The organism is Nonomuraea sp. NPDC048892, assembly GCF_040649735.1.
GTDB classification, from domain to species: Bacteria; Actinomycetota; Actinomycetes; order Streptosporangiales; family Streptosporangiaceae; genus Nonomuraea; species Nonomuraea maheshkhaliensis.
In genome coordinates this window covers 48,009-71,321 of record NZ_JBEZFZ010000006.1, presented here as the reverse complement: position 1 = coordinate 71,321, position 23,313 = coordinate 48,009, and the positions used below count along the sequence as shown (strand labels likewise).

Sequence of the window (23,313 nt, the reverse complement as noted above, 5' to 3'; positions counted from 1 at the left end):
GCGCAGGACGGCACCCGTAGCCGCGTGTCCATGATCGATCTGCGGAGAGTGACCCTCTTCGGGTGTTGCGGCTGCGACATGAGGGACAGACCGATACGATTCCACAGATGTCCGGATCGACAGGTGTGATGGTGCCTCCGCGACCTGGGCCTACGCCGGCTCAGCGGATGCCGTCGCCGTACTCGCTGCCCCTGCACGCACTGCGTCTCGCGGGGAAGTGCGCCCTGCCCTTGATCTTCTGGTTCGCCGCCGGCCAGTTGACGCGCTTCGTGCTGATGTACGCGGCGACGGAGGTCGCGTACGGCGACTTCCGCCAGGTCCGCCTGGTGCTCGTGATGACCCTGCTGACGCTCATCGTGCTGGCGGCGATGACGGTCACGACCGGCATGCTCTACACCCTGCGCAGCTCCCTGTGGGAGATCCGCGCGAGGGAAGGGGTGGCGGACGAGCGCTTCTTCCGTGCGCTCGACCGCGTCGCCCCGGCATTCGCGGTGCTCTACCTGGCCTGGGGCTTCCAGAACCGGGACGCCAGGGACACCATCCAGATGGACTACTTCCACAACTTCCAGGAAGGGCTGAACAACTCCCTCTTCGGCGAGGAGAACTTCGTCGGACGGGGGCTCATCGACCTCGACTGGCGGGTGTCGATCGGCGCGATGGTCGTCACGTTCGGGCTGAAGCTGCTCTTCGCGAAGCTCGTCGAGAACGGCAAGGGGAAGTTCGCCGGCTTCGGCGCCGCCTTCTCCGAGTTCGCCTTCGTCTTCTACGGCCTCAACGGCACCGTCGCCATCGCGGACGCGCGTTCCGAGTGGATGGAGCACCGCGCGGTGATCGCCGACACGAAGGACGTCTGGACCAAGGCCCAGGAGAACCTGCCGCTGTGGAAGGACGTCACCGCGGTGTTCGACGACCTCTGGCCGATCTTCCTCGACTCGGTCGCCGTCCCCCTCGCCTGGCTCACGGTGGCGATGCTGGTGTTCGGCGCGTACTCCGACGAGACCCGCACCCTGGTCAAGGGCACCAGGCTGGAACGGGGCGTCGATCGGCTCGAAGGCGCCCACGACCTCACGCAGAAGTCGTTCGACCAGGTCACCGGCGGGTTCAAGGACCGCTGGCTGCCGCTGGCCAACTCACTGCGGATGATCTACCGGGCCGGGCTGCCGCTGTTCGGCATGATGTGCCTGTGCTACGTGGCGCTCGACGTGGGCGGCCAGTACGCCGACCGCGGGCTGCGCACGCTCATCGGCTCGCAGTCGGAGTGGCTCTGGGCCGTCCAGGGGCCGCCGCTGGCGTTCGTCCGCGACTGCGCCGTCACCGTGCTGACCATGGCGCTGCTGGCGGCCACGTACGACATCGCGGCCACCAGGGCCCGGCTCAGCGGCGAATCACTCGACGACGTCTGAACCGGACGCCCGACCACGTCCGAACCCACGCTCAACGGCGTCGGCCGGACACTCGACCACGTCCGGGCCGGACCCCTCATTCCCGCCTGAACCCACGCTGACCGGACGCCCCACCCCGCCCGGACCGACGCTCAACGGCGTCGGAACCGCAGCACCTCGGTGTCCTGCGGCATCTTCTCGATGACGTCGCGCTTGAACAGGTCCTCGGTCGGGGTGTCCGAACGGTAGTTGCTCGGCCTGAGCAGCAGCTCCACCTCGTCCGCCACCTTGGTCGGCACGATCGCCCCGGCGAGGATCTTGTACGCTTTGCCCACCTCCAGCCGGTCCGTCGGCCGGTTCTCGTCCGAGGAGATCTCCACGACCCAGGTGCGGCCCGCGCGGTCCGTCAGCTTCATGTCCCTGGGGTTGGCGGTCATGGTGGCGCTGCTGTCGTCGAGGGCCTTCTTGGTGACGTCCACCTGCAGCCAGGTCACCTCGGGGCCGTAGCCGCCGTTGCCGGGCGGCATCTTCATCGGCTTGACGGAGCCCGTCCACTCGATCTTGTTCACCGTGACCGGCTGGCCGGCGGCGACCACGATCTCCTTGGTCTTCTCGTCCGTCTGGACGGTGTAGAAGCCGTAGCCGTCGTAGGTCTGGGCACCGGTGATCAGCAGCGACACGAGAACCGCGCCGACCCCGATCAGCACCTTGCGCCGACGCGACATCCCAGAAGCCGCCCGCCCCGCCCCGGGCGTGCCCTGCTGCGCCGCTGTAGTTGCTTCTCCCGGCTGCCCCGGATGCGCCGGCTGTCCCTGCTGTCCCGGATGCGCCGGCTGTCCTGGATACGTCGGGCCCGCCGCCGGAAGCGGCATGCCCGGCTGCGGAGAGCCCGCCGGATACTGCGGCCCAGGGCCCATCGCCTGCTCGGCCCCGACCGCCGGCGGCAGTTCTGGGCCCGCGACCGGGGTGTCCTGGTCGGCGTGCCGGCGCCCGGTGTAGGGGAGAGCGGGCGCGCCGACGGCGGGGAGGGGCTGGGTGGCCATGCCGGGCGGCTCGGCGGCCTGGGGGGTCTGGGCGGGCGGCCAGACCTGCTGGTCCGGATGCGCGTGCCGGCCGCCCTGACCGGCGCGCCCCTGAGGCGCGGGAATGCCGTATCCGGGAACGCCCGGCCTCTGCCCTGGCTGCTGCCCCTGCGCCGCCGCCCGCCTGCGGGTCGGCCTGCGCCGCAGCAAGGGAGTCTCCCGCCGCCCCGGCTCTCCGCCGGCCGGCGGCTCCTGCCCGAAACCCGCCTGAGCCGCGGCGGTCGGATCCTGCCCGTAGTCCGCCTGAGCCCCAGCGGCCTGCGGGTCCTGCCCGTAGCCGGCCTGGGGCCCCGCCACCTGCGGGTCCTGGCCGTAATCGGCTGCTTGAGCCCTGGAGGCTTGCGGGTTGCGGCCATACCCCGCCTGGGGTCCATAGCCAGCCTGAGGTCCGGAGAGCAGCGGGTCCTGTCCGTGGCGGGGTTGCGGTCTGGGAGGCAGGGCGTCCTGGCCGGGGCGCGCGTCCTGACCGAGGAGCGGGCCGTAGGGCTGGGTCGCACCGGCCTCATACGGCGCGCCCGGCGCCGGACCCTGAGCGGGCCCCTGCGAGAAGCCCTGCGGCGGACCCTGTGGAGAACTCTGCGGCGCACCTGGCATGGCGCCCTGTGGGGCGCCCAGCGTGGGGCTCTGCGGAGGGCCCAGCGGCGAGCCCTGTGTGGGACCCAGCGGGGAGCCCTGCGGCGTGCTCTGAGCCGGAGGGAACTCCACGGCCGGGTGCGCGCCCCGCCCCGACGGCGGTGACTGCCGATCAGGCGGCGGCTGGAGCCCGGCGGGCTGCTGCGGACTGGCCGGCGGCTGCACGGGCGGCGGCCGCAACCCGGCAGGCTGCTGCCGGCCGGCCGGCGGAGGCTGGAAGCTGCCAGGGACCTGCCGCCCAGAGGGCGGGGGCTGGAGGCCGTCAGGGAGCCGGTGGCCGGACGGAGGCGGCTGGAGGCCCTCAGGGAGCTGCTGGCCGGAAGGTGGCGGCTGGAGGCCGTCGGGGGTCTGGCGTCCGGAGGGCGGGGGCTGGAGGCCGTCAGGAGCGTGCTGACCGGCCGGTGGGGCCTCCCGACCCGACGGCGGACCCTGCCGGGCGGATGGCGGCGCCTGAGGGCCGGATGGCGTCGGTGGGTCGTCGGGCTGCCTCTCGCTCCTCGGCGAGAACCAGTCGCGCTCCTCGTTCGTACTCATACCGCGATCACTTCTTGTCAGTCGAGTAGACGGCCTGCGCCGACGTGGCCAGCTTGCGCGCGCCCTCCTCGTCCAGGCCGAGATCGATCTCGACCTCCGGCTGGTACGACTCGACGAGGAAGGAGCCTGGGAGAGCGTACGTGACGGTCGCCCCCGCCAGGGCCGCCGGCGGCACCTCGAAGTAGGACTGGCCGGTGCGCCAGATGTCCGGCTGCACCCACTTGTCGGCCAGCGTCTGGCTGCTGCTCACCCGGTCCGTGGCGTCGAACTTCTTCCCGTCGGCGGTCGTCAGCACCGGCTGCCCCAGGTGGTACGGCTTGAGGGTGGACTTGGCCCTGACCTTGAGGACGAGGAAGATCTGGTCGGTCTGGACGGTCTTGTCGCCGCTCTTGATCGACTTGGCCGCGAAGAAGTCCTCAAGTTGCAGGCTGAAGCGCCGCGCGTCCACGATGTCGCCCTTGGCGCCGCTGTAGACGAGCGGATCGCTGGTTTCGAGCTCGGACAGGTGGAAGCTCTGCACCCACATGGCGACGGCGATCAGCGCCACCCCGGCGAGCGCGGCGAGCGCCTTGGTCGCGGCGCCGCCGCCCGACCGGCGCTGCGCCCGCCTGGCGCCGCGGGCCGGGGCCATGGAGGAAGGCTGCTGGGTGGTGGTCACGTCGTGCCCTCCTTGACCGGCAGCACGACCCGTGCCTTGATCTCGGGCATCTGCTTGTCGCCGACCTCCTTGCTGGCCACCGACCAGTACGGCAGCGCGGCGACGGGGTCGGCAGAATACTCGAAGGCCCCCACATCGAGCGTGATCTTCTCCGGCGGCTGCTCGTTCTCCTTGAGCCGGTACCGCAGGACGACCTCGCTCCGCACCCCCGGGTGCAGCTGCCTGCTCTCCCCGCCCTTGACGCGGACGAACGTGAACGGACCGGCGTCCTTGGAGAAGGCCGGCGTGATCTTGAGGAGGGAGCCGGCGAAGTCACCGGCCGTGACGGCGCTCTCGAGCTTCTCCGGCGGCATCCCGATCCCGGAGGTGTCGTCGCCCAGGTTGACGACGTCGAAGACCAGCTCGACGAAGCGTTTGTCCTCTTCCCAGTCGAACTGGGCCTTCTCCACCGTGACCCGTGACCCGACGAACTTGGTGGAGTAGCGGCCCTGGTCGAGCACGGCGCCCGGGCTCAGGGTCTCCGGTTCGTCGGGAGCCTCGCTGAGTCCGCCGAGCAGAGCGGTGATGCCGACGACCGTGAACGCCGTCAAGGCGATCGCGGGCACCACTACCGGGCGTCTGGGCTTGTCAGTGCTGCCGCCGGAGGGTTCCGTCATGGGTAAGGATGGTAATAGGTATCGCTTGTCCCATCTGCCGCAATGCTCCCATCGGACTGGTCGAATTGCCGAGAAACCCTGCCGCTACGGGCCTTGTAGCTCATACGCTGTCACGGAGCGGAAAGGGCTGATCCCTACTCCTCATGACATACCGGCGGCCGGAGGGTCACGTGGCGGACGTGCATCCCGAGCATGCCCAGCTCCAGGCGGACCGCATCTACCTGGGCTGGCAGTACATCCTGCTGCACCCCGACCCAGGCCCGCCGCCCAGGCGCCCCTCTCCCGCCGAGGAGCCGGCCGCCGAGGCCGAGGACGATCCCGCCCGCCTCGAACTGCTGCGCCGCGAGCGGCTCCAGGAGGACATGCTCAACCGGCCGGTCCGGGTCTTCCGCCTGTTCATGCTGGTCCTGACCGTGCTGATCCTCGCCGCCGCCCTGGCCGGCTACCTGCCCTGGTCGTTCGCCCTGGTCGGGCTCGTGGCCGCGGGCGGCGTGGCGGCCGTGTGCAGCTTCGCGCTCATGCAGGGCGACCGCGCGGTCCGCTACCGGGTGCTGGAGCAGCAGGCCCGCGACGAGCGGCAGCAGCGGGAACGTGACAAGGAGCTGTTCAAGGCGCAGGAGGAGCACGCCCGGCGCTACCGCGAGTGGCAGGAGTCCAAGGACCGGCACGACAAGCAGCTCACCTGGTACGCCGTGGCGGTGCCCGACGAGATCGACCGCATCGACGTGGCCGGCGGGACCTTACCCGGCTGGTCGGCGCTCGTGACGCTGCTCGGCGCGACCCGGCTCTACAGCGGCGGCCACCTGACGGTGCTCGACCTGTCCGAGGGCGCGATCGCCAAGGACCTCATCGAGCTGGCCCGCAAGGGCGGCGACGACCCGCTGGTGTGGGTGCTGCCGGTCGACCTGCCCAAGCTCGACCTGGGCGCCACGCTGAAGCCCGAGGCGTTCGCCGACGTGCTGGCTCACGTCGTCAGCGTGAGCGAGGAGCACCGCACCACCCGCGACCTGAGCTTCGACAACGCCATCCTGGAGCGGGTCCTGGAGGTGCTCGGCGAGAACGCCACGATCAGCCAGGTCACCGCCGCGCTGCGGGCGCTGGCGCAGGTGGGCGACCCGCGCGACGACCTCAGGTTCGGGCTGATCACCGCGACCCAGCTCGAACGCATCGGCACGCTGTTCGGGCGCGGCGTCAGCGACCGGGTGGTGATCGAGCGGGCCTGGGCGCTGGAGTCGCAGCTGCGCAAGCTGGAGACGCTGGGCACGCAGGCCGTACGGCTGCCGCCCGCCAGGCTGCGCGTGGTGAGCATGGACCGGCAGGCGGGCGTCTTCGGCAACCGGGTGCTCGGCACGTACGTGGCCACCGCCCTGACCCACATCCTGCGCCAGTCGCCCGCCTCCGACCGGCCCTGGTACCACACCATCATCGTGGCGGGCGCGGACAAGCTCAGGGGCGACGTGCTCGACCGGCTGATGGACGCCTGCGAGACCTCCCGTACCGGCCTGGTGCTGACGTACCGGTCGCTGACCCCGTCCGTACGCGAGCGGCTCGGCAGAGGGCACGCCGCGGTCGCGTTCATGCGGCTCGGCAACGCCGAGGACGCCCGGGTCGCCAGCGAGCACGTCGGCACCGAGCACCGGCTTGAGCTGGCCCAGCTCACCGAGACGATCAGCGACTCGCTGCCGGGACTCGACGGCGGCTACACCTCGACCGTCGCGCAGATCGACGACGAGGAGCACGAAGGGCGCGACGAGAACCACGACGACCTGGCCGGCGACATCACCGAGTCCACGGAGTGGGGCAGGACCGCCGACAAGATCGCGGAGAAGGAGCGGGTGCTGCAGCGCTCGCGTGAGTTTCTTGTGGAGCCGCACCAGCTCCAGCAACTACCCACGACGTCCGTGATCGTCACGGACGCCACGGCAGAGGGGAGGCGCGTACGCCTGGCAGACGCGAACCCGGCCATCCTCACCTTTCCCAAGACCACGCTCGGCGAGCTGGACGACGTGCGCGAGGCCGTACTGGCGCTCGATCCCAGGGCTGGGGACGGCGACGGAGAGCCGCCGCCGAACCTCGGGCCACCACCGCCACGCCTGGACTGGCGCAAGGGCAGGCAATGACATGGTCAATGTCAAGGTGACGAGCTGACGGTTGGCGGAATTTAACAAAGAACCGTCTGTGGGGGAATGAAATGCAGCCGAGTGTCTCGCTGAGCGGGCCCTGGTATCGAATCCAATCGATCGCAGCACCCTCGCGAAGCTCGTCGGCAGAGTGGGACTTCGTCACCGTGCTTCCCGCGGTGCTGTCGGCGGCGCAGCGCGACCGGCCTTTCGTCATCGGCTGGCTGTCGAGAGGATCGGGGGCGCCGCTCGAACTCATCACCAACGCGGGGCCCCTGTCGCCGCCGCGCCAGCCGCGCCGGGCCACCGACACGCCCGGTCACCCGAGCGGGCCGCAGCCGTTGCTGTTCCCCGGCGGGGCGCGCGGCACGGAGCTCGACGAGGGCTATCTCGCCGACCTGGCCGACCTGGTGTGGGCGCCATGCCCGGGGCGGCAGGCGCCGCCGCTGGGGAGCAGGGGGCGCGAGTTCGACCCCGACGAGCTCAAACGGCCGACGCTGTTCGAGTCGACGCTGGTCACGCTCATGTCGCGGCCCTTCGCCTGGCTCGTCGTCGCCGAGCCGACCGACCTGCTCGACGCCGAGGTGGCGCACCTGCGCACGCAGCTCAACGTGCTGCGCCAGTACGGCGACGCCTCAGAGCGCTCCCGCTTCGACGCCGAGCGGGCCGAGCGGCGCATGCAGGAGCTGGACGCCTTCCGCGAGGCGGGCCTGTGGAACGTGCGCGTGCTGGCCGGCGGCGCCACTGCCGACGAGCTGCGGCAGATCGCACCCGTGCTCGTGGGGTCGGTCGAGATGAGCCATCACCCGTACCGGCTGCGCAGTTCCCACGGCGCCGCCTACGCCCTGTCGGAGGCGCTGGCCGTCACCATGCAGGACCCGTCCGACGGCGCCGCGGCGCCGTTCGCGGCCACGGCGGGGGCGCTGGCCGCGCTGGCCGGGCTGCCCAGGCGGGAGGTGCCCGGCGTGCGCGTGCTGGAGTCCGGCTTCTTCGACGTCACCGCCGAGTCGAACGAGGGCGCCACCGGCGGAGAGCTGGAGCTGGGCGAGATCCTCGACGGCCAGGACCGGGGCGTGGGCACGTTCCGGGTGCCGCTGTCCACGCTCAACCGGCACGCGTTCGTCACGGGGGCGACCGGGTCGGGCAAGTCCCAGACCGTACGGCACCTGCTGGAGCAGCTCAGCAGGGCCCGCATCCCGTGGCTGGCGATCGAGCCGGCCAAGTCCGAGTACGCCGCCATGGCCGGCCGCGTCGACGACCCCGTCACCGTGATCAACCCGTCGGCCCCCGACGGCGTGCCGTTCAGCGTCAATCCGCTCGAACCCGAGCCCGGCTACCCGGTCCAGGCGCACATCGACATGGTCAGGGCGCTGTTCATGGCCGCGTTCGACGCCGAGGAGCCGTTCCCGCAGATCATGTCGCTGGCCCTGCAGCGCGTCTACGAGGCCACCGGCTGGGACGTGGTCACCGGCGGCGCCGTGCCGGGCTCCAGCGTCCCGCCCAGCGTGCCCACGCTCGAACAGCTCCAGCAGCACGCCATGGACGTCATCAAGGAGATCGGGTACGGCCGCGAGGTGCAGGCCGACGTCGAAGGCTTCATCTCGCTGCGGCTGCGCTCGCTGCGGGTGGGCTCGGCCGGGCGCTTCTTCGAGGGCGGCCACCCCGCCGACATCGGCGGCCTGCTGGAACGCGACGTCGTGCTGGCCATCGAGGACGTGGCCAACGACGAGGACAAGGCGTTCCTCATGGGCACGCTGATCATCAGGATCGTCGAGCACCTGCGCATGCGTGCCAGGCGGGAGCGCAGCCCCGAGCTGCGTCACGTCATCGTGATCGAGGAGGCGCATCGCCTGCTGCGCGACCGCGGCCAGGGCCGGGCCTCCACCCATGCCGTGGAGCTGCTGGCCGGGCTGCTCGCGGAGATCAGGGCGTACGGCGAGGGCATCGTGGTGGCCGAGCAGATCCCCACCAAGCTCATCTCCGACGTGGTCAAGAACACCGCGCTGAAGGTCGTGCACCGGCTGCCCGCCGAGGACGACAGGTCGCTCGTCGGGGCCGCCATGAACCTGAGCGAGGAGCAGTCCCGCCACGTGGTCTCGCTCCAGCCGGGCTCGGCCGCGGTGTTCGCCGACGGCATGGACCGGCCGCTGCGGGTGCGCGTGCCGCTGGGGGAATCCAGGGAGAAGGTGCTGCCAGGACCGCCGCCGCCCATCCGGGGGCGCAGGTCGGCCGCGTGCGGGGCGCAGTGCCGTACCGGGCAGGCGTGCACGCTGGTGGAGCTGCGCGAGGCCGACGTGCTCGCCGACGCCTCCGACTGGGCCTGGCTGCGCATCTGGTGCGACACGGTCGTGCTGGCCTTCGTCAGCAACCGGCCGCTGCCCGGCGTGCCGCGCGCCCTGTCGGCCGCCTGGGCCGACCTGCCGGCGCGGCGCAGGGAATGCCTGCTCGCCACCCTCGTCGAACGTGCGGTGCAGCGGCGCGCCTGGTCGCTGCGGAGCTGGTTCGATCCGGCGCTGCTGACGGAGAAGGCCGCCGAGACCGCCACCCGCCTGCTGTCAGGACTCGACGGCGGCGGCGAGCGCCCTGGCGCGTCGTGGGTCATCCCGCAGGTGCGCTGGCTGCACGAGGTCGACCGGCTCTTCCCGTACGGGCAGCCGGCCCCGAACCTGCGCAGCCCCGCGCCGCCCATGGAGTACGCCCTGTTCCGCCCGCCGAACGGCAACGGCTCGGGCGACCTGATCCACGCCGAGCTGCTCGGCCACCGGGCCAAGGCGCTGCGCCACCATCCGCTGTCGATGGAGGTGGAGCACAACCGGGCGCTGGCCTGGCGGGTCATCCTCGGCGACGACGAGGCCGAGGCCGTGCAGCGCGACATCGTGACGGTCGCCATCGGCGTCGAGGCCTCGGCCAGGATCAGGCACGTGGGGCAGACGATGGGGGCCGGCTGGCTGGAGGGGGTGCTGTCGTGGCCGCGCAGGTTCGTGCTGCCGTTCGAGCAGGGCGGCGCTCCGGAGATCGCCTTCGCCGAGCCCGCCCCTTCCCCCGCCTGACCGCCGCCGGCTAGCCGGCGGGCTGCGTTTTGCTGTGGTTCTCCAGACTTGGGGTCAACGACGACTAGGATCCATGCACATGACCCAGCTTCCTCTGCGGGCCCAGCTCGCCAGCGCCCTGGGCCGCAGTGCCGCCACGCTGTCCAGGATGACCGGGCGTGGTGACGGCTCGGTGATCGGCGGGCGGGTCGGCCTGATGCTCGAGCCCGACCTCCTGCGCCAGCTCGCCAGAGATCGCAAGCTGGCCCTCGTCAGTGCGACCAACGGCAAGACCACCACGACCAGGTTGATCACGTCGGCGCTGCTGGAGCTCGGCGAGGTGGCCACCAACGTCTTCGGTGCCAACATGCCGGCCGGCCACGTCTCCGCGCTCTCCCAGCACAAGCGGGCCCCCTACGGCGTGCTGGAGGTGGACGAGAAATACCTCCCGGAGGTGCTCGACACCACCGGCGCCAGCGTCGTCTGCCTGATGAACCTCAGCCGCGACCAGATGGACCGCGCCGCCGAGATCTGGCTGCTGGCCCAGAAGTGGCGCAGGGCGCTGTCCGGCAAGCCGACCCACGTGATCGCCAACTGCGACGACCCGCTCGTCACCTGGGGCGCCTCGACGGCCGCCAAGGTGACCTGGGTCGCCGGCGGGCAGCGCTGGAAGGAGGACTCCTGGTGCTGCCCCGAGTGCGGCGGCCCGCTCGACCGCAAGGACGCCGACTGGGCGTGCAGGGAGTGCACGTTCCACCGGCCCGAGCCGCAGTGGGTGGTCGACGACGACGCGGCGATCGACCCCCAGGGTCAGCGCTGGCTGCTCGACATCCAACTGCCCGGCCAGGCCAACCGCTCCAACGCGGTGATGGCGCTGGCGGTGGCCGACGCGTTCGGGCTGCCGGTGGAGCAGGCGCTGCCCAGGTTGCGCGAGGTCACCTCGGTGGCTGGCCGCTACACCACCGTCGAGCGTGACGGCAGGCACGCGCGGCTGCTGCTGGCGAAGAACCCGGCGGGCTGGCTGGAGGCGTTCGACGTCGCAGACCCGCAGTTCCCGATCATCCTGTCGGTCAACGCGCAGGGCCCCGACGGCCGCGACACCTCGTGGTTGTGGGACGTCGACTACCGCATCCTGCGCGGGCGGCCCGTCTTCGTCACCGGTCAGCGCCGGCTCGACATGGCGCTCAGGCTCGACGTGGCCGACGTGCCGTTCACGCTGTGCGGCACGTTCTCGGAGGCGCTGGCCATGCAGCCGCCCGGCCGGGTCGACGTGATCGCCAACTACACCGCCTTCCAGGACATCCGAACGGAGTTCGGCCGTGCCGTCTGACAGTGCCCTTCGCATCGTCTGGATCTACCCCGACCTGCTGAGCACCTACGGTGACCAGGGCAACGTCCTGGTCCTTGAGCAGCGGGCACAGCGCAGGGGCATCGAGACCGAGACGATCCACGTACGCTCGGCCGACCCCGTTCCCGAGACCGGCGACATCTACCTGATCGGCGGCGGCGAGGACCGGCCGCAGATCCTGGCCGCCGAGCGCCTGCGCAGGGACGGCGGCCTGCACCGGGCCATCGCGCGCGGGGCGGCCATGCTGGCCGTGTGCGCCGGGTACCAGATCATGGGCAGCACGTTCGGCGGCGAGGAGGGCCAGCCGGTCGACGGCATCGGCCTGCTCGACATCGCCAGCACCCGGGGTCCGGCGCGGGCCGTGGGCGAGCTGGTGGCAGAGGTGGACGCCGCGCTCAACCTGCCCACGCTGACCGGCTTCGAGAACCACATGGGCGTCACCAGCCTCGGCCCCGGCGTCAGGCCGCTGTCGCAGACGATCAAGGGCGTGGGCAACGGCGACGGGTTCGAGGGCTGCTACGCGGGCCACGTCGTGGGCACCTACCTGCACGGCCCCGCGCTGGCCCGCAACCCGGCGCTGGCCGACCTGCTGCTGTCATGGCGGGCCGGGGAGCTGGCCCCGCTCGACGACTCCCGCTACGAGGCCCTGCGCCAGGAGCGGCTGACGGCCGTCCTGCAGAGCTGACGTCATCGCCCATTCCGGCCTCGGTCGCGTTCGATCAGCGGGGTGAGCCCGTCGAGCAGCGCGCCGAGGCCGAACGCGAAGAGCCGGTCGAGGTCGAGGTCGAACTCGCCCAGCTCGTCCAGGAGCTGGACGAAGGCCGGATAGTCCCTCGACTCGCCGATCCAGCGCAGCTCGTCGCCCTGCTCGTCCATCCACTCGTCGGCGGTGACCCCGGTGGCGGCCTGGGCCCGCCGTTCCTTCTCGATGTTGGCCGCGATGCCCTGCACGTAGCCGTAGAGCGTGATCTGCACGTACATCCTGGTCTCGGCGTCGAGCCCGCTGCCCGCCAGCGCCCGCATGGCCCACTCCGTGTGCCGGAGCAGCGCGGGTGAGGGCACCGGCCGGGTGATCGAGCTCAGCCCGGCCATCCACGGGTGGGCGCGGTAGGCGGCCCACTGCAGGCGGGCGATCGTCTCCAGCCCGGCCCGCCAGTCGTCCGGCTGCTCGTCGGGCAGCGCGAACTCCGCGACGGCCGCGTCCACCATGAGCACCACCAGGTCGTCCTTGCCGCCCACGTGGCGGTAGAGGGACATGGTGGCCACCCCCAGCCGGTCGGCGAGCGCGCGCATGGTCAGCTCGGCCAGCCCGTCCGCGTCGGCGAGCTCGACGGCCGCGCGCACCACGCGCTGCCGCGTCAGGTCGTGCTCGGAGGCGGTCGGCCTGGGCTTCCGGCCGCGGGCCCGCGCCACCACGGTGCCGACGCGCGGCTCGGCCACCACGACGCCCTCCCTGGCCAGCAGCGTGAGCGCCTTGGCGGCGGTGGCCAGGGCGACGTTCCAGTCGCGGGCCAGCTGCCTGGTCGAGGGCACCCGCTCGCCGGGGCGCAGCCTGCCCTCCGCGATGCGCCGCTTGAGGTCGGCCGCGATCAGGGCGTGGGGAGGGGTGGTCATGCGTCCTCCTGTACTAGGACAGATCCTCTCACTATAGCCTTGCTGCCTGCTGTATGTACTGCGTACATTCAGTTGCGCGTACAACGTCAACAGCAAGGAGCAGATCATGAGAGTTCTCGTGTCAGGGGCGAGCGTCGGCGGGCCCGTGCTGGCGTACTGGCTACGCGGGCACGGCCATGACGTCACGGTCGTCGAGCGCGCCCCCGCCCCGCGCAGGGGCGGCCAGGCCGTCGACATCAGAGGCGCCGCGCTCACCGTGGCCGCGCGCATGGGCCTGCTGGAGCGGATCAAGGCGCGGCGCACGACCATGCGCGGCATGTCCATGGTGGACACGGCCGGCAACGAGCTCATGCGCGACGAGGAGAGCACGCTGAGCGGCGGACGTTTCGACAGCCCCGACGTCGAGATCATGCGCGACGACCTCGTCGCCATCCTCCTCGGCGCCTCCGACGCCCGCTATCTCTACGGCGACTCGATCGCCATGCTGAGCGAGGACGGCGAGGTGACGTTCGAGAGCGGCCGCGTGGAGCGCTACGACCGCGTCATCGGCGCCGACGGGCTGCACTCCAACGTGCGCCGGCTCGCCTTCGGCCCGGAGCGGCAGTTCGTGCACCACCTCGGCACCTACGTCTCCATCTACACCGCCCCCAACTTCCTCGGCCTGGACCGCTGGCAGACCTGGTTCAACGAGGGCGAGGCGGGCGGCGCGCTGTTCAGCGACCGCGACCCGGGCGAGCTGCGGGTCAACCTGGGCTTCAGGTCCGAGGTGATCGACTACGACCACCGCGACGTCGAGGGGCAGAAGCGGCTCGTCCAGGAGCACTGCACCGGGGTCTTCGAGGCGGAGCGGCTGCTGAAGGCGATGTGGAAGTCCGACGACTTCTACTTCGACGCCATGGCCCAGGTCAGGATGGAGCACTGGACGAAGGGGCGGGTCGCGCTGGTGGGCGACGCGGGCTACTGCGCCTCGCCGCTGTCGGGGCAGGGCACGAGCCTGGCCATGGTGGGGGCGTACGTGCTGGCGGAGGAGCTCGCTCGCGACCCGCATGCGGCGTACGCGCGCTATGAGGAGCGGATGCGCCCGTTCGTCGCGGCGAACCAGGCACTCGCCCACGAGAACCCCGGCCAGGGGGCCGCTCCGGAGAGCGTCCAGCGGGCGGCGGCCGGCATCACGCTGGACTGACAGGGCTTAACCGCTACGATTTCCCGCCATGACGGGTATCAGACTCACGTTGGCCGCCCTGGCGGCCACCGCTCTGACGTTGACCGCCGCCCCCGCCGCCCTGGCAGCGGAGGCCGGGATCACGGACGAGGTGACGATGACCCTCGGCAAGGACGGCACCCTGCACGTGGTCGAGAAGATCACCGGGGCTTCCGGCGGGCTCAAGCGGACATTCATCACCAGGACGCGGTACGACGACGCCAACGACCGCCTCTACCAGATCGCGAACGTCAAGGGCGGCACCCTCAGCGGCGACGTGCTCACCGTGACGGGCGAGACCGTCGAGTACGACGTCAAGGGAGCGGTGACCACGTCGGGCGGTGTCGAGGAGCTGCGCTGGTTCGCCGTGAACGGCTGGAACCAGCAGGTCGCCAAGGCCACGGTCAAGGTGAGCGGCCCCGGGCAGGTCCAGAACCTGTCCTGCTTCGCCGGCGAGCTCACCTCCGCCATCGGCTGCACCTCGGCCTCCATGGACCACTCGGCCACCCAGGCGGACTTCGAGCAGGAGGCGATCCCGGCCGGCCAGGCCCTCACCGTCGTCGTCGGCTACCCGAAGGGCTCAAGCGGCGGCGCGCCGATCCTGGAGCGGCGCTTCTCCCTGGCCGCCGCCTTCACGCTCGACACCGTCACCGGCGGCGCGCTGGCCGGCCTGCTGGTGCTGCTGCTCGGCGGCGTCGCGCTGATCTACTGGACGCGCGGCAGGGACGCCAGGGTCGCCGGGCACGAGGGCGGCGCGGTCGATCCGGTGCAGAACGGTCACTTCTCCCCGCCCGACGGGGTCCGGCCCGGTCAGATCGGCACCCTGGTGGACGAGCAGGCCGACGTGGTCGACGTGACCGCCACCATCATCGACCTCGCGGTCCGCGGCTTCCTGCGCATCGACGAGCAGCCGCGGCAGGCGTACGACGCCCCCGACTGGATGCTGGTCAGGAACCCGAACGCGCCCGTGCACGACCTGCTGCCGTACGAGAAGGCCCTCTACGACGCCATCTTCGACGGGCGCGACGCGGTGCTGCTGTCGCAGTTGTCCGGCTCGTTCGTCAGCCACCTGGGCAAGGTGCGCGACGCGCTCTACGCCGACGTGGTCAGGCAGGGCTGGTTCGCCCGCCGCCCCGACACCGAGCGCACCCGGTGGACCACGATCGGGGTGATCCTCATCGGCGTCGGACTGATCGCCACGGCGGCGCTGGCCTGGCTCACCACGTACGGGCTGCTCGGTCTGGCCCTGGTCATCGCGGGCGGCGCGCTGGCCGTCGGCGGCCAGTACATGCCGGCCAAGACCGCCAAGGGCTCGGCGGCGCTGGCGCACACGATGGGCTTTCGCCAGTACCTCTTCTCCGGCGAGCTGGGCGAGGTGCCCGAGCAGCACCGGGTCGAGCTCTTCTCCCGCTACCTGCCCTACGCCGTGATCTTCGACGGGGTGGAGCACTGGGCGCGGGTGGTGGCCTCCGTCACCGGCAACGGCCACCAGGCCGACAACCTCTACTGGTATCACGGGCCGGCGGAGTGGGACCTGTCCAAGTTCGCCGGATCGATGCGCACGTTCACCACGACGACCTCCGGCGCGATCTCCGCCACCCGCCAGTTCCGCACCCTCTGAGGGCCCTAGCGGATCCTCAGCTCCCCGACGGGCCGCCCGCCGCCCAGAACCGGCGGGGCGGCCAGCTCGGCCAGCTCGGGCGCGTCCAGGCCGAGCGAGCGCAGCGCCGCCACGGTGGCGGGCACGCGGGCGCGCCCCGAGCCGTCCTCCACCTTGACCGTGCCCGCGCGCCCGTCCTCGAACACGAACGCCTCGAACCCCTCGGCGCCCGTCTTCAGCATCAGGCCGGGCAGGGCCCGCATCAGCTTGGCCTCCGTCCGGTCGGTGCCCGAGGTCCACTCGGGGTGGGCGCGCATCGCGTCGAGGATCTTGCGCTCGTAGGAGTCCTCCGACGACAGCGCGAACGCCCTGAACGCCCTGGTCACCCCGAGCATCGAGACGAAGAACAGCGGCGCGCCGCACCCGTCGACCCCGGAGGCCGCGACCCGCTCGCCGGTGAGCTCCTCCACGGTCGCCCGGATCGCCCGCTGCAGCGGATGCGCCGGCTCCAGGTAGGTGCTCAGCGGCCAGTCGTTCAGCACACAGGTGGCCAGCATGGCGGAGTGCTTGCCCGAGCAGTTCATCTGCACGCGCCCGCGCTCGGTGGACGCCCGGTCGAACGGATAGTCCTCAGGGCAGAGCAGCGCCTCCTCCTCCAGCCCCGCGCCCGCCAGGATCTTCCTGACACCGTCCACGTGGAAGGGCTCGCCGGAGTGGGAGGCGCAGGCCAGCGCCAGCAGCTCACCCTCCAGGTCGAGCCCGGCGCGGAGCATGCCGAGCGCCTGCAGCGGCTTCATCGACGACCGCGGGGACACCGGCACGTGCACCGCGCCCCTCGTCTCGACCGGGCGCCCCTGGGCGTCCGCCGTCAGCACGCGCACCTGATGCGTGGACTCCACGAACCCGGATCGGACGACTTCTACGATCATCGACATGTCACATCCCCTTTCGGCATGAGTGTAGGGACCGTTCTTCCTGGTTCAGAACGGGGTCCAGAATGGGATTCCATGCGAGCAGTCGTACAACGGGTCAGTTCCGCGTCGGTCGAGGTCGAGGGGCGCACGGTCGGGGCGGTCACCGAGCCCGGCCTGCTCGTCCTCGTGGGCGTCACCCACGGCGACACCCGTGCCGAGGCGGCCAAGCTCGCCGCCAAACTGTGGGGCCTGCGCATCCTGCACGGCGAGAAGTCCTGCTCGGACGTCTCGGCGCCGCTCCTGGTGATCAGCCAGTTCACCCTGTACGGCGACGCGCGCAAGGGCCGCCGGCCCACCTGGCAGGCGGCCGCCCCTGGGCCCGTCGCCGAGCCGCTGGTCGAGGCCGTGGTCGAGGAGCTGCGGACACTGGGTGCGCACGTGGAGACCGGGATCTTCGGGGCCGACATGAAGGTCTCACTGGTCAACGACGGCCCGATCACCCTGATCCTGGAGCTGTGACACCACCGCCGACCGCCCGGCCACCGCTGATCGGCGGCTGGGACGGGCGGCGCTGGGACGGGCGGCGCTGGGGCGGGCGGTGGACGGGGGCGCTGGAGCGGCCGGTCAGCGGATGCGGCGGCGCAGCGACGGATCGATGCTGACGTTGCGGCCCGCGTCCGGCGGCACCACGACCTCCTGGGCCGCGGCCACCCCACCGGCCAGCAGCGGCGCGTCCACCGGCACCGTACGCTTGATCACGGCCAGCGCGATCGGCCCGAGCTCGTGGTGCCGGGCGGCCGAGCCGACCACGCCGACCTCCTGGCTCTCGAAGATCACCGGCGCGCCGTGCGGCGGCAGGGTGTCCACGCTGCCGTCGAGGTGCAGGAAGACCAGGCGGCGCGGCGGATGCCCCAGATTGTGCACCCGCGCCACCGTCTCCTGGCCCCGGTAGCACCCCTTGCTGAGGTGCACCGCCGCACCGATCCAGGCCACCTCGTGGGGGATCGTCTTGTGGTCGGTCTCGAAGCCGAGCCGCGGCCGGTGCGCCTCGATCCGCAGCGCCTCGTACGCCCACAGCCCGGCCAGCGGCTTGCCCAGGTGCTCGGCCAGCTCGGCCCGCGGCACCAGGAAGTCCTCGCCGGCCGTGGACAGCACCGCCAGGTCGTCGACCAGGGTGACCTCGACGCGCAGCATGAACCGCATCCGGTCGAGGTAGTCGGCCAGGCTCTCGCCCGTGCCCGGCTCGACGTGGGCGAGGACGCTCTCGCCGTCGTCGACGAGCGTCATGTGGTGCTGGACGCGGCCCTGGAGGTCGAGGTCGAGCGTCTGGGTCCATTCGCCGGGACGCAGCGAGTCGAGCTTCTGCGAGGTCAGGTCGTTGAGCCATTTCAGCCGGTCGGCGCCGGAGATCCGGATCACCTCGCGGTTGCTGCGGTCGACGACCGCCTCTCCCTTGACCAGCGCGCGCTGCTCGGCGAACAGGTCGCCGTAGTGCGCCGCCACATCGGAGTCCGGAGCGTCTGCCTGGACGGCACCGGGGAGGTCGAGCAGAGGGCTACGCATGCCCTCCAGGCTATCCGCAGTCGCGTGCCGGCCAGGAAAGGGGGCGTCCGCTGGGCGCGTACAGGAGCCGGTGCGCGGAGCGGCGGGTCAGCGGCAGTTGCGGCAGCGGCCGAAGACGGTCAGGTGGTGCACGTCGGCGGCGAACCCCATCTCCGCGTCCAGCCCGTTGATCAGACCCTCGGCCAGCTCCGGCCGCACCTCGGACACCTCGCCGCACCCCCGGCAGACCAGGTGGACGTGGTCGGCCTCGGCCGCCAGGTGATAGGTCGGCGCGCCGTGCCCGAGATGGGTGTGGGTGACCATGCCGAGCTCTTCGAGCAGCTCCAGCGTGCGGTAGACGGTCGAGATGTTGACCCCGCGGGCCGTCTCGCGGACCTTGGCGCAGATCTCCTCGGGCGTGGCGTGCTCCAGGTCCTTGACCGCTTCGAGGACGAGCTGGCGCTGTGGGGTGACCCGGTAGCCCTTGGCGCGGAGTTCCTCATGCCACTGCGTCTCGGTCATGTCCCGAGTGTAGGCGCAGAGATCCGGAGGCCGCGAAGTCCGGCCGCATGCCACCGGAAGATATTCACTTGCCCCTTTCGCGGCATACCGCATAGCTTCGTTGGTACGCGGAAAGGAGGTGGTCCGAATAATGGTTAGTCATAGACGGATCAGCGAGGTGGTTGTCCGCTGACCTCGCGGACTGTTGTCTCGTGACGGTGAAGCGACTACGAGGCAACCACCGGGGCCCCTGGCAGCCGGAGGGCGGGACGCCGTCCCGACCATGGTCCATCCGGCCCGTCCGCACCGCGGGCGGAGCGATGCCCGGGGCCCTTCTCATATCCTCCGTCAGTAGCCCCCTCGGTAGGTCCCGTCGATAGGGGCTGTCAGTGCTCGCCGCGGGCCGGCAGCCCGAGCCGGCCGCACGCCTCCCGATAGAGCATCACCACGGCCTTGCGCACCTGCGCCCGCTCGGTGAGCGTCTCGCCCCAGGGCACCCGCACGACCTCCCCGCCGTCGATCGTGAACGTGATCGCCTCGGCGTCCACGTCACTCGTCACGGCGCTCGTCGCCTCGGGCCGCCCGCCCATCCCGCGCACGATGATCAGTGAGTCACCGGCGTGGTCGTCGTTCATGTGGCGCTTGATCGCCTCGACGGCGTCAGCGGTGAAGGGGGTGCTCACGGTCGCTCAGGCCACCTTCTTGAGCTCGGCCGACATGTGGTCCGTGAGCGGGTGGCCGACCGCCGCCATCTCGTACGCCCACATCAGATTGCCGTTGACCAGGCCGTAGAGCCGGTGACCCGCGCTGTACTCCTTGGCCGTGGCGGTGCGCGCGACCACGTCGGTGCGCAGCTCGATCTTGTGAAAGACGACCTCGCCGATGTAGACCTCGACGATCCCGGTCGGGTGCGAGAGCACGACCTCGATCTGCCGCTCGGGCAGGGCCCGCCAGTAGCCCGACTCGGTCGCCAGCGGTTTGACCCGGTTGCCCTCCTCGTCGAGCAGCCAGGTGCGGCTGACGTAGGTCAGGAACGGCTTCCCGTTGTGCCCGAACTCGATCTCCTGCCCGAAGTTGAAGCTCTCGATCGTCGGGTAGCCGCCCACTCCGGCGCCCTCCCACCGGCCCAGCAGGAACGAGATCGGCTCCAAGGCCGGGTGCACCTCAGGTTCTTCCATGGCCCCCAAGAGTAGTGGGGGGCGGCGCGTTAGGGTGGCGGGCATGGCACGATCACTGGTGATCAAGGTTACCGCCGGCGCCGACGCTCCCGAGCGCTGCAACCAGGCGTTCACGGTCGCGGCGGCGGCGCTGGCGAGCGGCGTACCCGTGTCGCTGTGGCTGACGGGGGAGTCGGCGTGGTTCGCGCTGCCCGGGCGGGCCAAGGAGTTCGTCCTGCCGCACGCCGCGCCGCTGCCCGACCTGCTCGACGCCGTCCTCGCGGCCGGCCGGGTGACGCTGTGCACCCAGTGCGCGGCGCGCAGGAACATCACCGTGGACGACGTCATCGAGGGCGTCCGCATCGCGGGCGCGCCGGCGTTCGTGGAGGAAGCGGTCGCCGACGGCGCCCAGGCCCTCGTCTACTGACCCGCTACTGACCCGCGCCCCGGACGCGCGGGCGGCCGATCACGCGCGCCCCGGACACGGGCGGCGGTCAGTCGGAGATCTGGATGCGCAGGCGGCGGAAGCCGCGGCCCTTGCTCTCGATCTTGGCGACCTTGATGTGCCCGATCTGCTTGGTCGAGGCCACGTGGGTGCCGCCGTCGGCCTGGGTGTCGAGGCCCACGATGTCGACGATGCGCACGTCCTGGACGCTCTCCGGCACCAGGTTGGTCGCCGTGCGGATGATGTCGGGGATCGCGAACGCCTCGGGCCTGGGCAGCACCTTCACGTCGATGCGGCGATCGGCCACGATCTCGGCGTTGCAGGCGTCCTCCACGGCCTCCTTGAAGCCCGGAGGCACCTCGGGCAGGTTGAAGTCCATCCGGGCGCTCAGCTCGTCCATGTTGCCGCCGGTGACCAGGCAGCCGTAGTCCCTGAAGACGACCCCGCACAGCACGTGCAGGCCCGAGTGGGTGCGCATGAGGGCCGAGCGCCGCGCGTCGGCCACCGCGCCCTCGACCACGGTGCCGGCCGGCGGGATCGGGTCGCCCTCCGCCGGGATCAGGTAGAGGTCGTCGCCCTTGCGCACCCCCACGATCCGGGTCTCGACACCCTGCCAGATCAGAACTCCGTGATCCGCCGGCTGGCCGCCCCCGCCCGGATAGAATGCCGACCTGCTCAGCACGATCCCTTCGGGCGTCGCGTCCAGGACGACGGCTTCGAAGTCACGCAGATTCTGGTCGGACAGTTCCAATCGTCGCGTACGTCCGTGGAGATCGGTGCTCATATTCGGCAGCCTAGTGCCCTGAGGTGGTCATGCGTGGCCTGACGAACCGACTCTCCCTGGCGGTCATCGCGGTGCTGGCGGCGCCGTCCTGCGCGGCGGTCCAGCACGCCGAGCCCCGCCCCCCGGCGGCTCGGGTGATGATGTTCGTGGGCGACAGCTTCACGGTCGGCTCGGGTCCGGTGCCGACCTGGCGCACGTACGCGTCCGCGACCGCCCGCCTGATGGGCAGGCAGTCGATCATCGCGGGCGCGAGCGGCACCGGCTACTGCAACGCGGGCAGGGTGGGCCGCACGTTCCAGCGCTCGTTCGAGGAGGAGCTGTCCTGGCGCCCGGCTCCCGACCTGCTAGTCGTCTCCGGCGGCCACAACGACCGGCGCTGCGGCACCGAGGAGGTGCGCCAGGCCGCCGGGCGGCTGCTGGGGGCGGTGCGGGCGAAGTGGCCGCGGACCGAGATCGTCATGATCGGCCCGATCTGGCTGAGCGCCCCGCCCAGGAAGGCGTACGGGGTGCGCGACGCGCTGGCGGAGGCGGCCAGGGCGTGGAACGTTCCATTCCTCGATCCGCTGGACAGGCGCTGGCCGCCGGAGGCGATCCTGCCCGACGGCGTGCATCCCACGCTCGCCGGGCACGAGAGCCTGGCCGCCTGGCTGGCGGCCGAACTGGCCTGAATGGGGTGGGCCCGGTTACCAGGGCCCGTACGGGCCGTTGTTGCCGCCGCGCCCGCCCATGCCCTTGACGGCGGGCTTGACGTCGACGATGTAGATCGTGGCCGCGATGACCGCCGCGATCGAGAAGATGCCGAGGCCGATGCCGAGGAACGTGGTCCCGCCGACCTGCATGAAGGCGTCGAAGTAGGACAGCGCCCCGGCGGCCGAGAACAGCGTGGCCAGACCCAGGATCAGCAGCCACAGGTTCTTCTTGAGCTTGCCCGCCGAGACGAAGGCGTTGGTCGGCACTCGTACCGCGTGCATGAACGCGTAGACCGACATGCCCAGGATGGCCACGGCGAGCACCAGGAAGAGGAGGTTGAAGACCCCGTAGATCATAGTCATGTGTTCGTCTCCGCCCAACGCCGATGAATCGGATTCAGCCTAATAGGCGTCCCCGTCATGCGGGCACCCCTGAACGGAAAGGCCCGTCTCCGGATCGGGAGACGGGCCCAGCGAGCCTGGTCAGGCCTGAGTGGTCTTCGTGGTCTTGGTGGTGCGGGTCTTCTTGGCCGGCTCGATCGGCTCGGCGACGGGCGGCTCGGCGGCCACCGACACCTCTTCCAGCTCCAGCGCGGCCTCGCCGGTGGTCTTGCTGACGACCTTGCGGCCGCGCGTGGCGAAGTCCTCGTAGACCTCGGTGGCCTTGTGGGAGAGCTGGTCGGCGTACTCGCGCGCCTTCTCAGGGAATTCCCTGGCGATGCCCTCGGCCTTGTCGGCGTACTCGCGGGCCTTGACCGGCAGGTCCTTGGCCAGCTCCGTGCGGCGCGACTGCAGCTTCAGCAGCTGCTCGGGCAGCTCGCGCAGCTTCTCGACCGCGTAGTCGCCGGCGCCGGCGACCGCGTAGAACGGCTTGGACTCGGTGAGCTTCTTGACCTCGGTGGCGAGCGTCATGGGTTAACCTTCCTTGGTTTCCTGGGTGACGTTGCCGTTGCGTGAAGTTGCCGCAAAGGGCTCAAGTGCGGCGAGAAACTCCTCGGGCAGCGGCTCGTCGTCCGTATCGGAGTCGTGCCGGGGACGGGCATTCTGGGAGGTCTGCTCGTCTTCGGCGCGTCTCTCCTTGAGGAACGACTCGTAGATGTCGATCAGCACCTGGCGTTGCCGTTCGCTGAGATTCGCGTCGGCCCGGATCGCGGTGATCACATCGCTCGGCGGCTCGCGGTCCTCGATGAGGCCCGCCTGCACGTAGAGCGCCTGTGAGGAGATGCGCAGTCCTTTGGCGATCTGGTTGAGAATCTCCGCGCTCGGTTTGCGCAGCCCACGCTCGATCTGGCTCAGGTAGGGGTTGGAGACCCCGGCAGCCGCGGCCAGCTGGCGCAGCGAGATCTTCGCCTGCTGCCGCTGATCACGGATGTATTCACCGATCGAGCCGACCTTGGGTAGTGCCATGCCTGTAGTCTGCCTCG

23 protein-coding genes are annotated in these 23,313 nt (G+C 71.1%); 10 read left to right on the top strand and 13 right to left on the bottom strand.

The window, feature by feature from the left end; all coding sequences use genetic code 11:
• Positions 1–107: 107 nt before the first annotated feature.
• Positions 108–1,403, top strand: a complete 1,296-nt coding sequence (locus AB0C28_RS21285; protein WP_357845642.1) for a hypothetical protein — start codon at positions 108–110, stop codon at positions 1,401–1,403.
• A gap of 131 nt (positions 1,404–1,534) precedes the next feature.
• Here the strand turns inward: AB0C28_RS21285 and AB0C28_RS21280 are convergent, their stop codons facing one another.
• The 3 genes from AB0C28_RS21280 to AB0C28_RS21270 all read right to left on the bottom strand — a co-directional run bounded on the left by AB0C28_RS21280 (position 1,535) and on the right by AB0C28_RS21270 (position 4,945).
• Positions 1,535–2,761 (bottom strand): hypothetical protein, encoded by a 1,227-nt coding sequence (locus tag AB0C28_RS21280; RefSeq protein ID WP_358076588.1) that lies wholly within the window; start codon positions 2,759–2,761, stop codon positions 1,535–1,537.
• An 877-nt stretch (positions 2,762–3,638) separates the two neighbouring features.
• Positions 3,639–4,289 carry a hypothetical protein gene (locus AB0C28_RS21275; protein ID WP_357845636.1) on the bottom strand — a complete coding sequence of 217 codons (651 nt, stop codon included), beginning with the start codon at positions 4,287–4,289 and terminating at the stop codon, positions 3,639–3,641.
• Positions 4,286–4,945, bottom strand: coding sequence for a hypothetical protein (locus tag AB0C28_RS21270; protein WP_358076585.1), 660 nt, complete (start codon positions 4,943–4,945; stop codon positions 4,286–4,288). Before AB0C28_RS21270 ends, AB0C28_RS21275 begins: the two co-directional genes overlap by 4 nt.
• 170 nt (positions 4,946–5,115) lie before the next feature.
• Between AB0C28_RS21270 and AB0C28_RS21265 the strand changes: the two genes are divergently transcribed.
• The 4 genes from AB0C28_RS21265 (at position 5,116) to AB0C28_RS21250 (ending at position 12,127) form a co-directional block, all read left to right on the top strand.
• The gene (locus AB0C28_RS21265; RefSeq protein WP_358076582.1) at positions 5,116–7,065 is read left to right on the top strand and encodes a hypothetical protein; all 1,950 of its coding nucleotides are present in this window, start codon (positions 5,116–5,118) and stop codon (positions 7,063–7,065) included.
• 167 nt (positions 7,066–7,232) lie between these two features.
• A complete protein-coding gene (locus AB0C28_RS21260; RefSeq protein WP_358076579.1) occupies positions 7,233–10,115 on the top strand; it encodes an ATP-binding protein in 2,883 nt (960 codons plus the stop codon).
• A gap of 79 nt (positions 10,116–10,194) precedes the next feature.
• A complete protein-coding gene (locus tag AB0C28_RS21255; RefSeq protein ID WP_358076576.1) occupies positions 10,195–11,424 on the top strand; it encodes a MurT ligase domain-containing protein in 1,230 nt (409 codons plus the stop codon).
• A complete protein-coding gene (locus tag AB0C28_RS21250) occupies positions 11,414–12,127 on the top strand; it encodes a glutamine amidotransferase (RefSeq protein ID WP_346103147.1) in 714 nt (237 codons plus the stop codon). The genes AB0C28_RS21255 and AB0C28_RS21250 overlap by 11 nt, the downstream gene beginning before the upstream one ends.
• A 2-nt stretch (positions 12,128–12,129) precedes the next feature.
• Here the strand turns inward: AB0C28_RS21250 and AB0C28_RS21245 are convergent, their stop codons facing one another.
• Positions 12,130–13,056 carry a TetR/AcrR family transcriptional regulator C-terminal domain-containing protein gene (locus AB0C28_RS21245; RefSeq protein ID WP_358076573.1) on the bottom strand — a complete coding sequence of 309 codons (927 nt, stop codon included), beginning with the start codon at positions 13,054–13,056 and terminating at the stop codon, positions 12,130–12,132.
• A gap of 106 nt (positions 13,057–13,162) precedes the next feature.
• Here AB0C28_RS21245 and AB0C28_RS21240 point away from each other — a divergent pair, with 106 nt between their 5' ends.
• The gene (locus tag AB0C28_RS21240) at positions 13,163–14,239 is read left to right on the top strand and encodes an FAD-dependent monooxygenase (RefSeq protein WP_358076570.1); all 1,077 of its coding nucleotides are present in this window, start codon (positions 13,163–13,165) and stop codon (positions 14,237–14,239) included.
• Between the two features lie 28 nt (positions 14,240–14,267).
• Positions 14,268–15,878 (top strand): DUF2207 domain-containing protein, encoded by a 1,611-nt coding sequence (locus AB0C28_RS21235; protein ID WP_357845615.1) that lies wholly within the window; start codon positions 14,268–14,270, stop codon positions 15,876–15,878.
• 5 nt (positions 15,879–15,883) lie between these two features.
• On the opposite strand, the gene AB0C28_RS21230 is transcribed toward AB0C28_RS21235, so the two are convergent.
• Entirely contained in the window at positions 15,884–16,792 is a 909-nt protein-coding gene (locus AB0C28_RS21230) for an asparaginase (protein ID WP_358076568.1), read from the bottom strand.
• Positions 16,793–16,864: 72 nt separating this feature from the next.
• Here AB0C28_RS21230 and dtd point away from each other — a divergent pair, with 72 nt between their 5' ends.
• On the top strand, positions 16,865–17,290 hold the full coding sequence (gene dtd / locus AB0C28_RS21225) for a D-aminoacyl-tRNA deacylase (protein ID WP_346103156.1): 426 nt from the start codon (positions 16,865–16,867) through the stop codon (positions 17,288–17,290).
• Between the two features lie 105 nt (positions 17,291–17,395).
• Here dtd and AB0C28_RS21220 read toward each other — a convergent pair whose 3' ends face one another.
• The 4 genes from AB0C28_RS21220 to AB0C28_RS21205 all read right to left on the bottom strand — a co-directional run bounded on the left by AB0C28_RS21220 (position 17,396) and on the right by AB0C28_RS21205 (position 19,992).
• Positions 17,396–18,334 carry a folate-binding protein gene (locus AB0C28_RS21220; protein WP_358076565.1) on the bottom strand — a complete coding sequence of 313 codons (939 nt, stop codon included), beginning with the start codon at positions 18,332–18,334 and terminating at the stop codon, positions 17,396–17,398.
• A gap of 87 nt (positions 18,335–18,421) precedes the next feature.
• Positions 18,422–18,835: a Fur family transcriptional regulator gene (locus tag AB0C28_RS21215; RefSeq protein ID WP_346103160.1), complete on the bottom strand. Its 414-nt coding sequence runs from the start codon at positions 18,833–18,835 to the stop codon at positions 18,422–18,424.
• Between the two features lie 365 nt (positions 18,836–19,200).
• The gene (locus AB0C28_RS21210) at positions 19,201–19,497 is read right to left on the bottom strand and encodes a DUF2470 domain-containing protein (protein WP_357845602.1); all 297 of its coding nucleotides are present in this window, start codon (positions 19,495–19,497) and stop codon (positions 19,201–19,203) included.
• A gap of 6 nt (positions 19,498–19,503) precedes the next feature.
• Positions 19,504–19,992: an FABP family protein gene (locus tag AB0C28_RS21205; protein ID WP_346103163.1), complete on the bottom strand. Its 489-nt coding sequence runs from the start codon at positions 19,990–19,992 to the stop codon at positions 19,504–19,506.
• A gap of 43 nt (positions 19,993–20,035) precedes the next feature.
• Between AB0C28_RS21205 and AB0C28_RS21200 the strand changes: the two genes are divergently transcribed.
• Positions 20,036–20,398 (top strand): DsrE family protein, encoded by a 363-nt coding sequence (locus tag AB0C28_RS21200; RefSeq protein ID WP_357845599.1) that lies wholly within the window; start codon positions 20,036–20,038, stop codon positions 20,396–20,398.
• A gap of 67 nt (positions 20,399–20,465) precedes the next feature.
• Here the strand turns inward: AB0C28_RS21200 and AB0C28_RS21195 are convergent, their stop codons facing one another.
• Complete coding sequence (locus AB0C28_RS21195; protein ID WP_357845596.1) at positions 20,466–21,200, bottom strand: alanyl-tRNA editing protein; 735 nt, start codon at positions 21,198–21,200, stop codon at positions 20,466–20,468.
• Between the two features lie 29 nt (positions 21,201–21,229).
• Between AB0C28_RS21195 and AB0C28_RS21190 the strand changes: the two genes are divergently transcribed.
• On the top strand, positions 21,230–21,868 hold the full coding sequence (locus AB0C28_RS21190) for an SGNH/GDSL hydrolase family protein (RefSeq protein ID WP_357845593.1): 639 nt from the start codon (positions 21,230–21,232) through the stop codon (positions 21,866–21,868).
• A 15-nt stretch (positions 21,869–21,883) separates the two neighbouring features.
• On the opposite strand, the gene AB0C28_RS21185 is transcribed toward AB0C28_RS21190, so the two are convergent.
• The 3 genes from AB0C28_RS21185 to AB0C28_RS21175 all read right to left on the bottom strand — a co-directional run bounded on the left by AB0C28_RS21185 (position 21,884) and on the right by AB0C28_RS21175 (position 23,296).
• Positions 21,884–22,252, bottom strand: a complete 369-nt coding sequence (locus AB0C28_RS21185; protein ID WP_357845590.1) for a DUF2516 family protein — start codon at positions 22,250–22,252, stop codon at positions 21,884–21,886.
• A 120-nt stretch (positions 22,253–22,372) separates the two neighbouring features.
• Positions 22,373–22,801, bottom strand: coding sequence for a hypothetical protein (locus AB0C28_RS21180; protein WP_357845587.1), 429 nt, complete (start codon positions 22,799–22,801; stop codon positions 22,373–22,375).
• Positions 22,802–22,804: 3 nt separating this feature from the next.
• Positions 22,805–23,296, bottom strand: a complete 492-nt coding sequence (locus tag AB0C28_RS21175) for a helix-turn-helix transcriptional regulator (RefSeq protein WP_357845585.1) — start codon at positions 23,294–23,296, stop codon at positions 22,805–22,807.
• Positions 23,297–23,313: the final 17 nt, after the last annotated feature.

Coding starts and splice junctions, on each gene's coding strand:
- AB0C28_RS21285 (WP_357845642.1), top strand. CDS start 108: ATGTCCGGATCGACAGGTGTGATGGTGCCTCCGCGACCTGGGCCTACG.
- AB0C28_RS21270 (WP_358076585.1), bottom strand. CDS start 4,945: ATGACGGAACCCTCCGGCGGCAGCACTGACAAGCCCAGACGCCCGGTA.
- AB0C28_RS21255 (WP_358076576.1), top strand. CDS start 10,195: ATGACCCAGCTTCCTCTGCGGGCCCAGCTCGCCAGCGCCCTGGGCCGC.
- AB0C28_RS21245 (WP_358076573.1), bottom strand. CDS start 13,056: ATGACCACCCCTCCCCACGCCCTGATCGCGGCCGACCTCAAGCGGCGC.
- AB0C28_RS21240 (WP_358076570.1), top strand. CDS start 13,163: ATGAGAGTTCTCGTGTCAGGGGCGAGCGTCGGCGGGCCCGTGCTGGCG.
- AB0C28_RS21235 (WP_357845615.1), top strand. CDS start 14,268: ATGACGGGTATCAGACTCACGTTGGCCGCCCTGGCGGCCACCGCTCTG.
- AB0C28_RS21230 (WP_358076568.1), bottom strand. CDS start 16,792: ATGTCGATGATCGTAGAAGTCGTCCGATCCGGGTTCGTGGAGTCCACG.
- dtd (WP_346103156.1), top strand. CDS start 16,865: ATGCGAGCAGTCGTACAACGGGTCAGTTCCGCGTCGGTCGAGGTCGAG.
- AB0C28_RS21220 (WP_358076565.1), bottom strand. CDS start 18,334: ATGCGTAGCCCTCTGCTCGACCTCCCCGGTGCCGTCCAGGCAGACGCT.
- AB0C28_RS21215 (WP_346103160.1), bottom strand. CDS start 18,835: ATGACCGAGACGCAGTGGCATGAGGAACTCCGCGCCAAGGGCTACCGG.
- AB0C28_RS21205 (WP_346103163.1), bottom strand. CDS start 19,992: ATGGAAGAACCTGAGGTGCACCCGGCCTTGGAGCCGATCTCGTTCCTG.
- AB0C28_RS21200 (WP_357845599.1), top strand. CDS start 20,036: ATGGCACGATCACTGGTGATCAAGGTTACCGCCGGCGCCGACGCTCCC.
- AB0C28_RS21195 (WP_357845596.1), bottom strand. CDS start 21,200: ATGAGCACCGATCTCCACGGACGTACGCGACGATTGGAACTGTCCGAC.
- AB0C28_RS21190 (WP_357845593.1), top strand. CDS start 21,230: ATGCGTGGCCTGACGAACCGACTCTCCCTGGCGGTCATCGCGGTGCTG.
- AB0C28_RS21185 (WP_357845590.1), bottom strand. CDS start 22,252: ATGACTATGATCTACGGGGTCTTCAACCTCCTCTTCCTGGTGCTCGCC.
- AB0C28_RS21180 (WP_357845587.1), bottom strand. CDS start 22,801: ATGACGCTCGCCACCGAGGTCAAGAAGCTCACCGAGTCCAAGCCGTTC.
- AB0C28_RS21175 (WP_357845585.1), bottom strand. CDS start 23,296: ATGGCACTACCCAAGGTCGGCTCGATCGGTGAATACATCCGTGATCAG.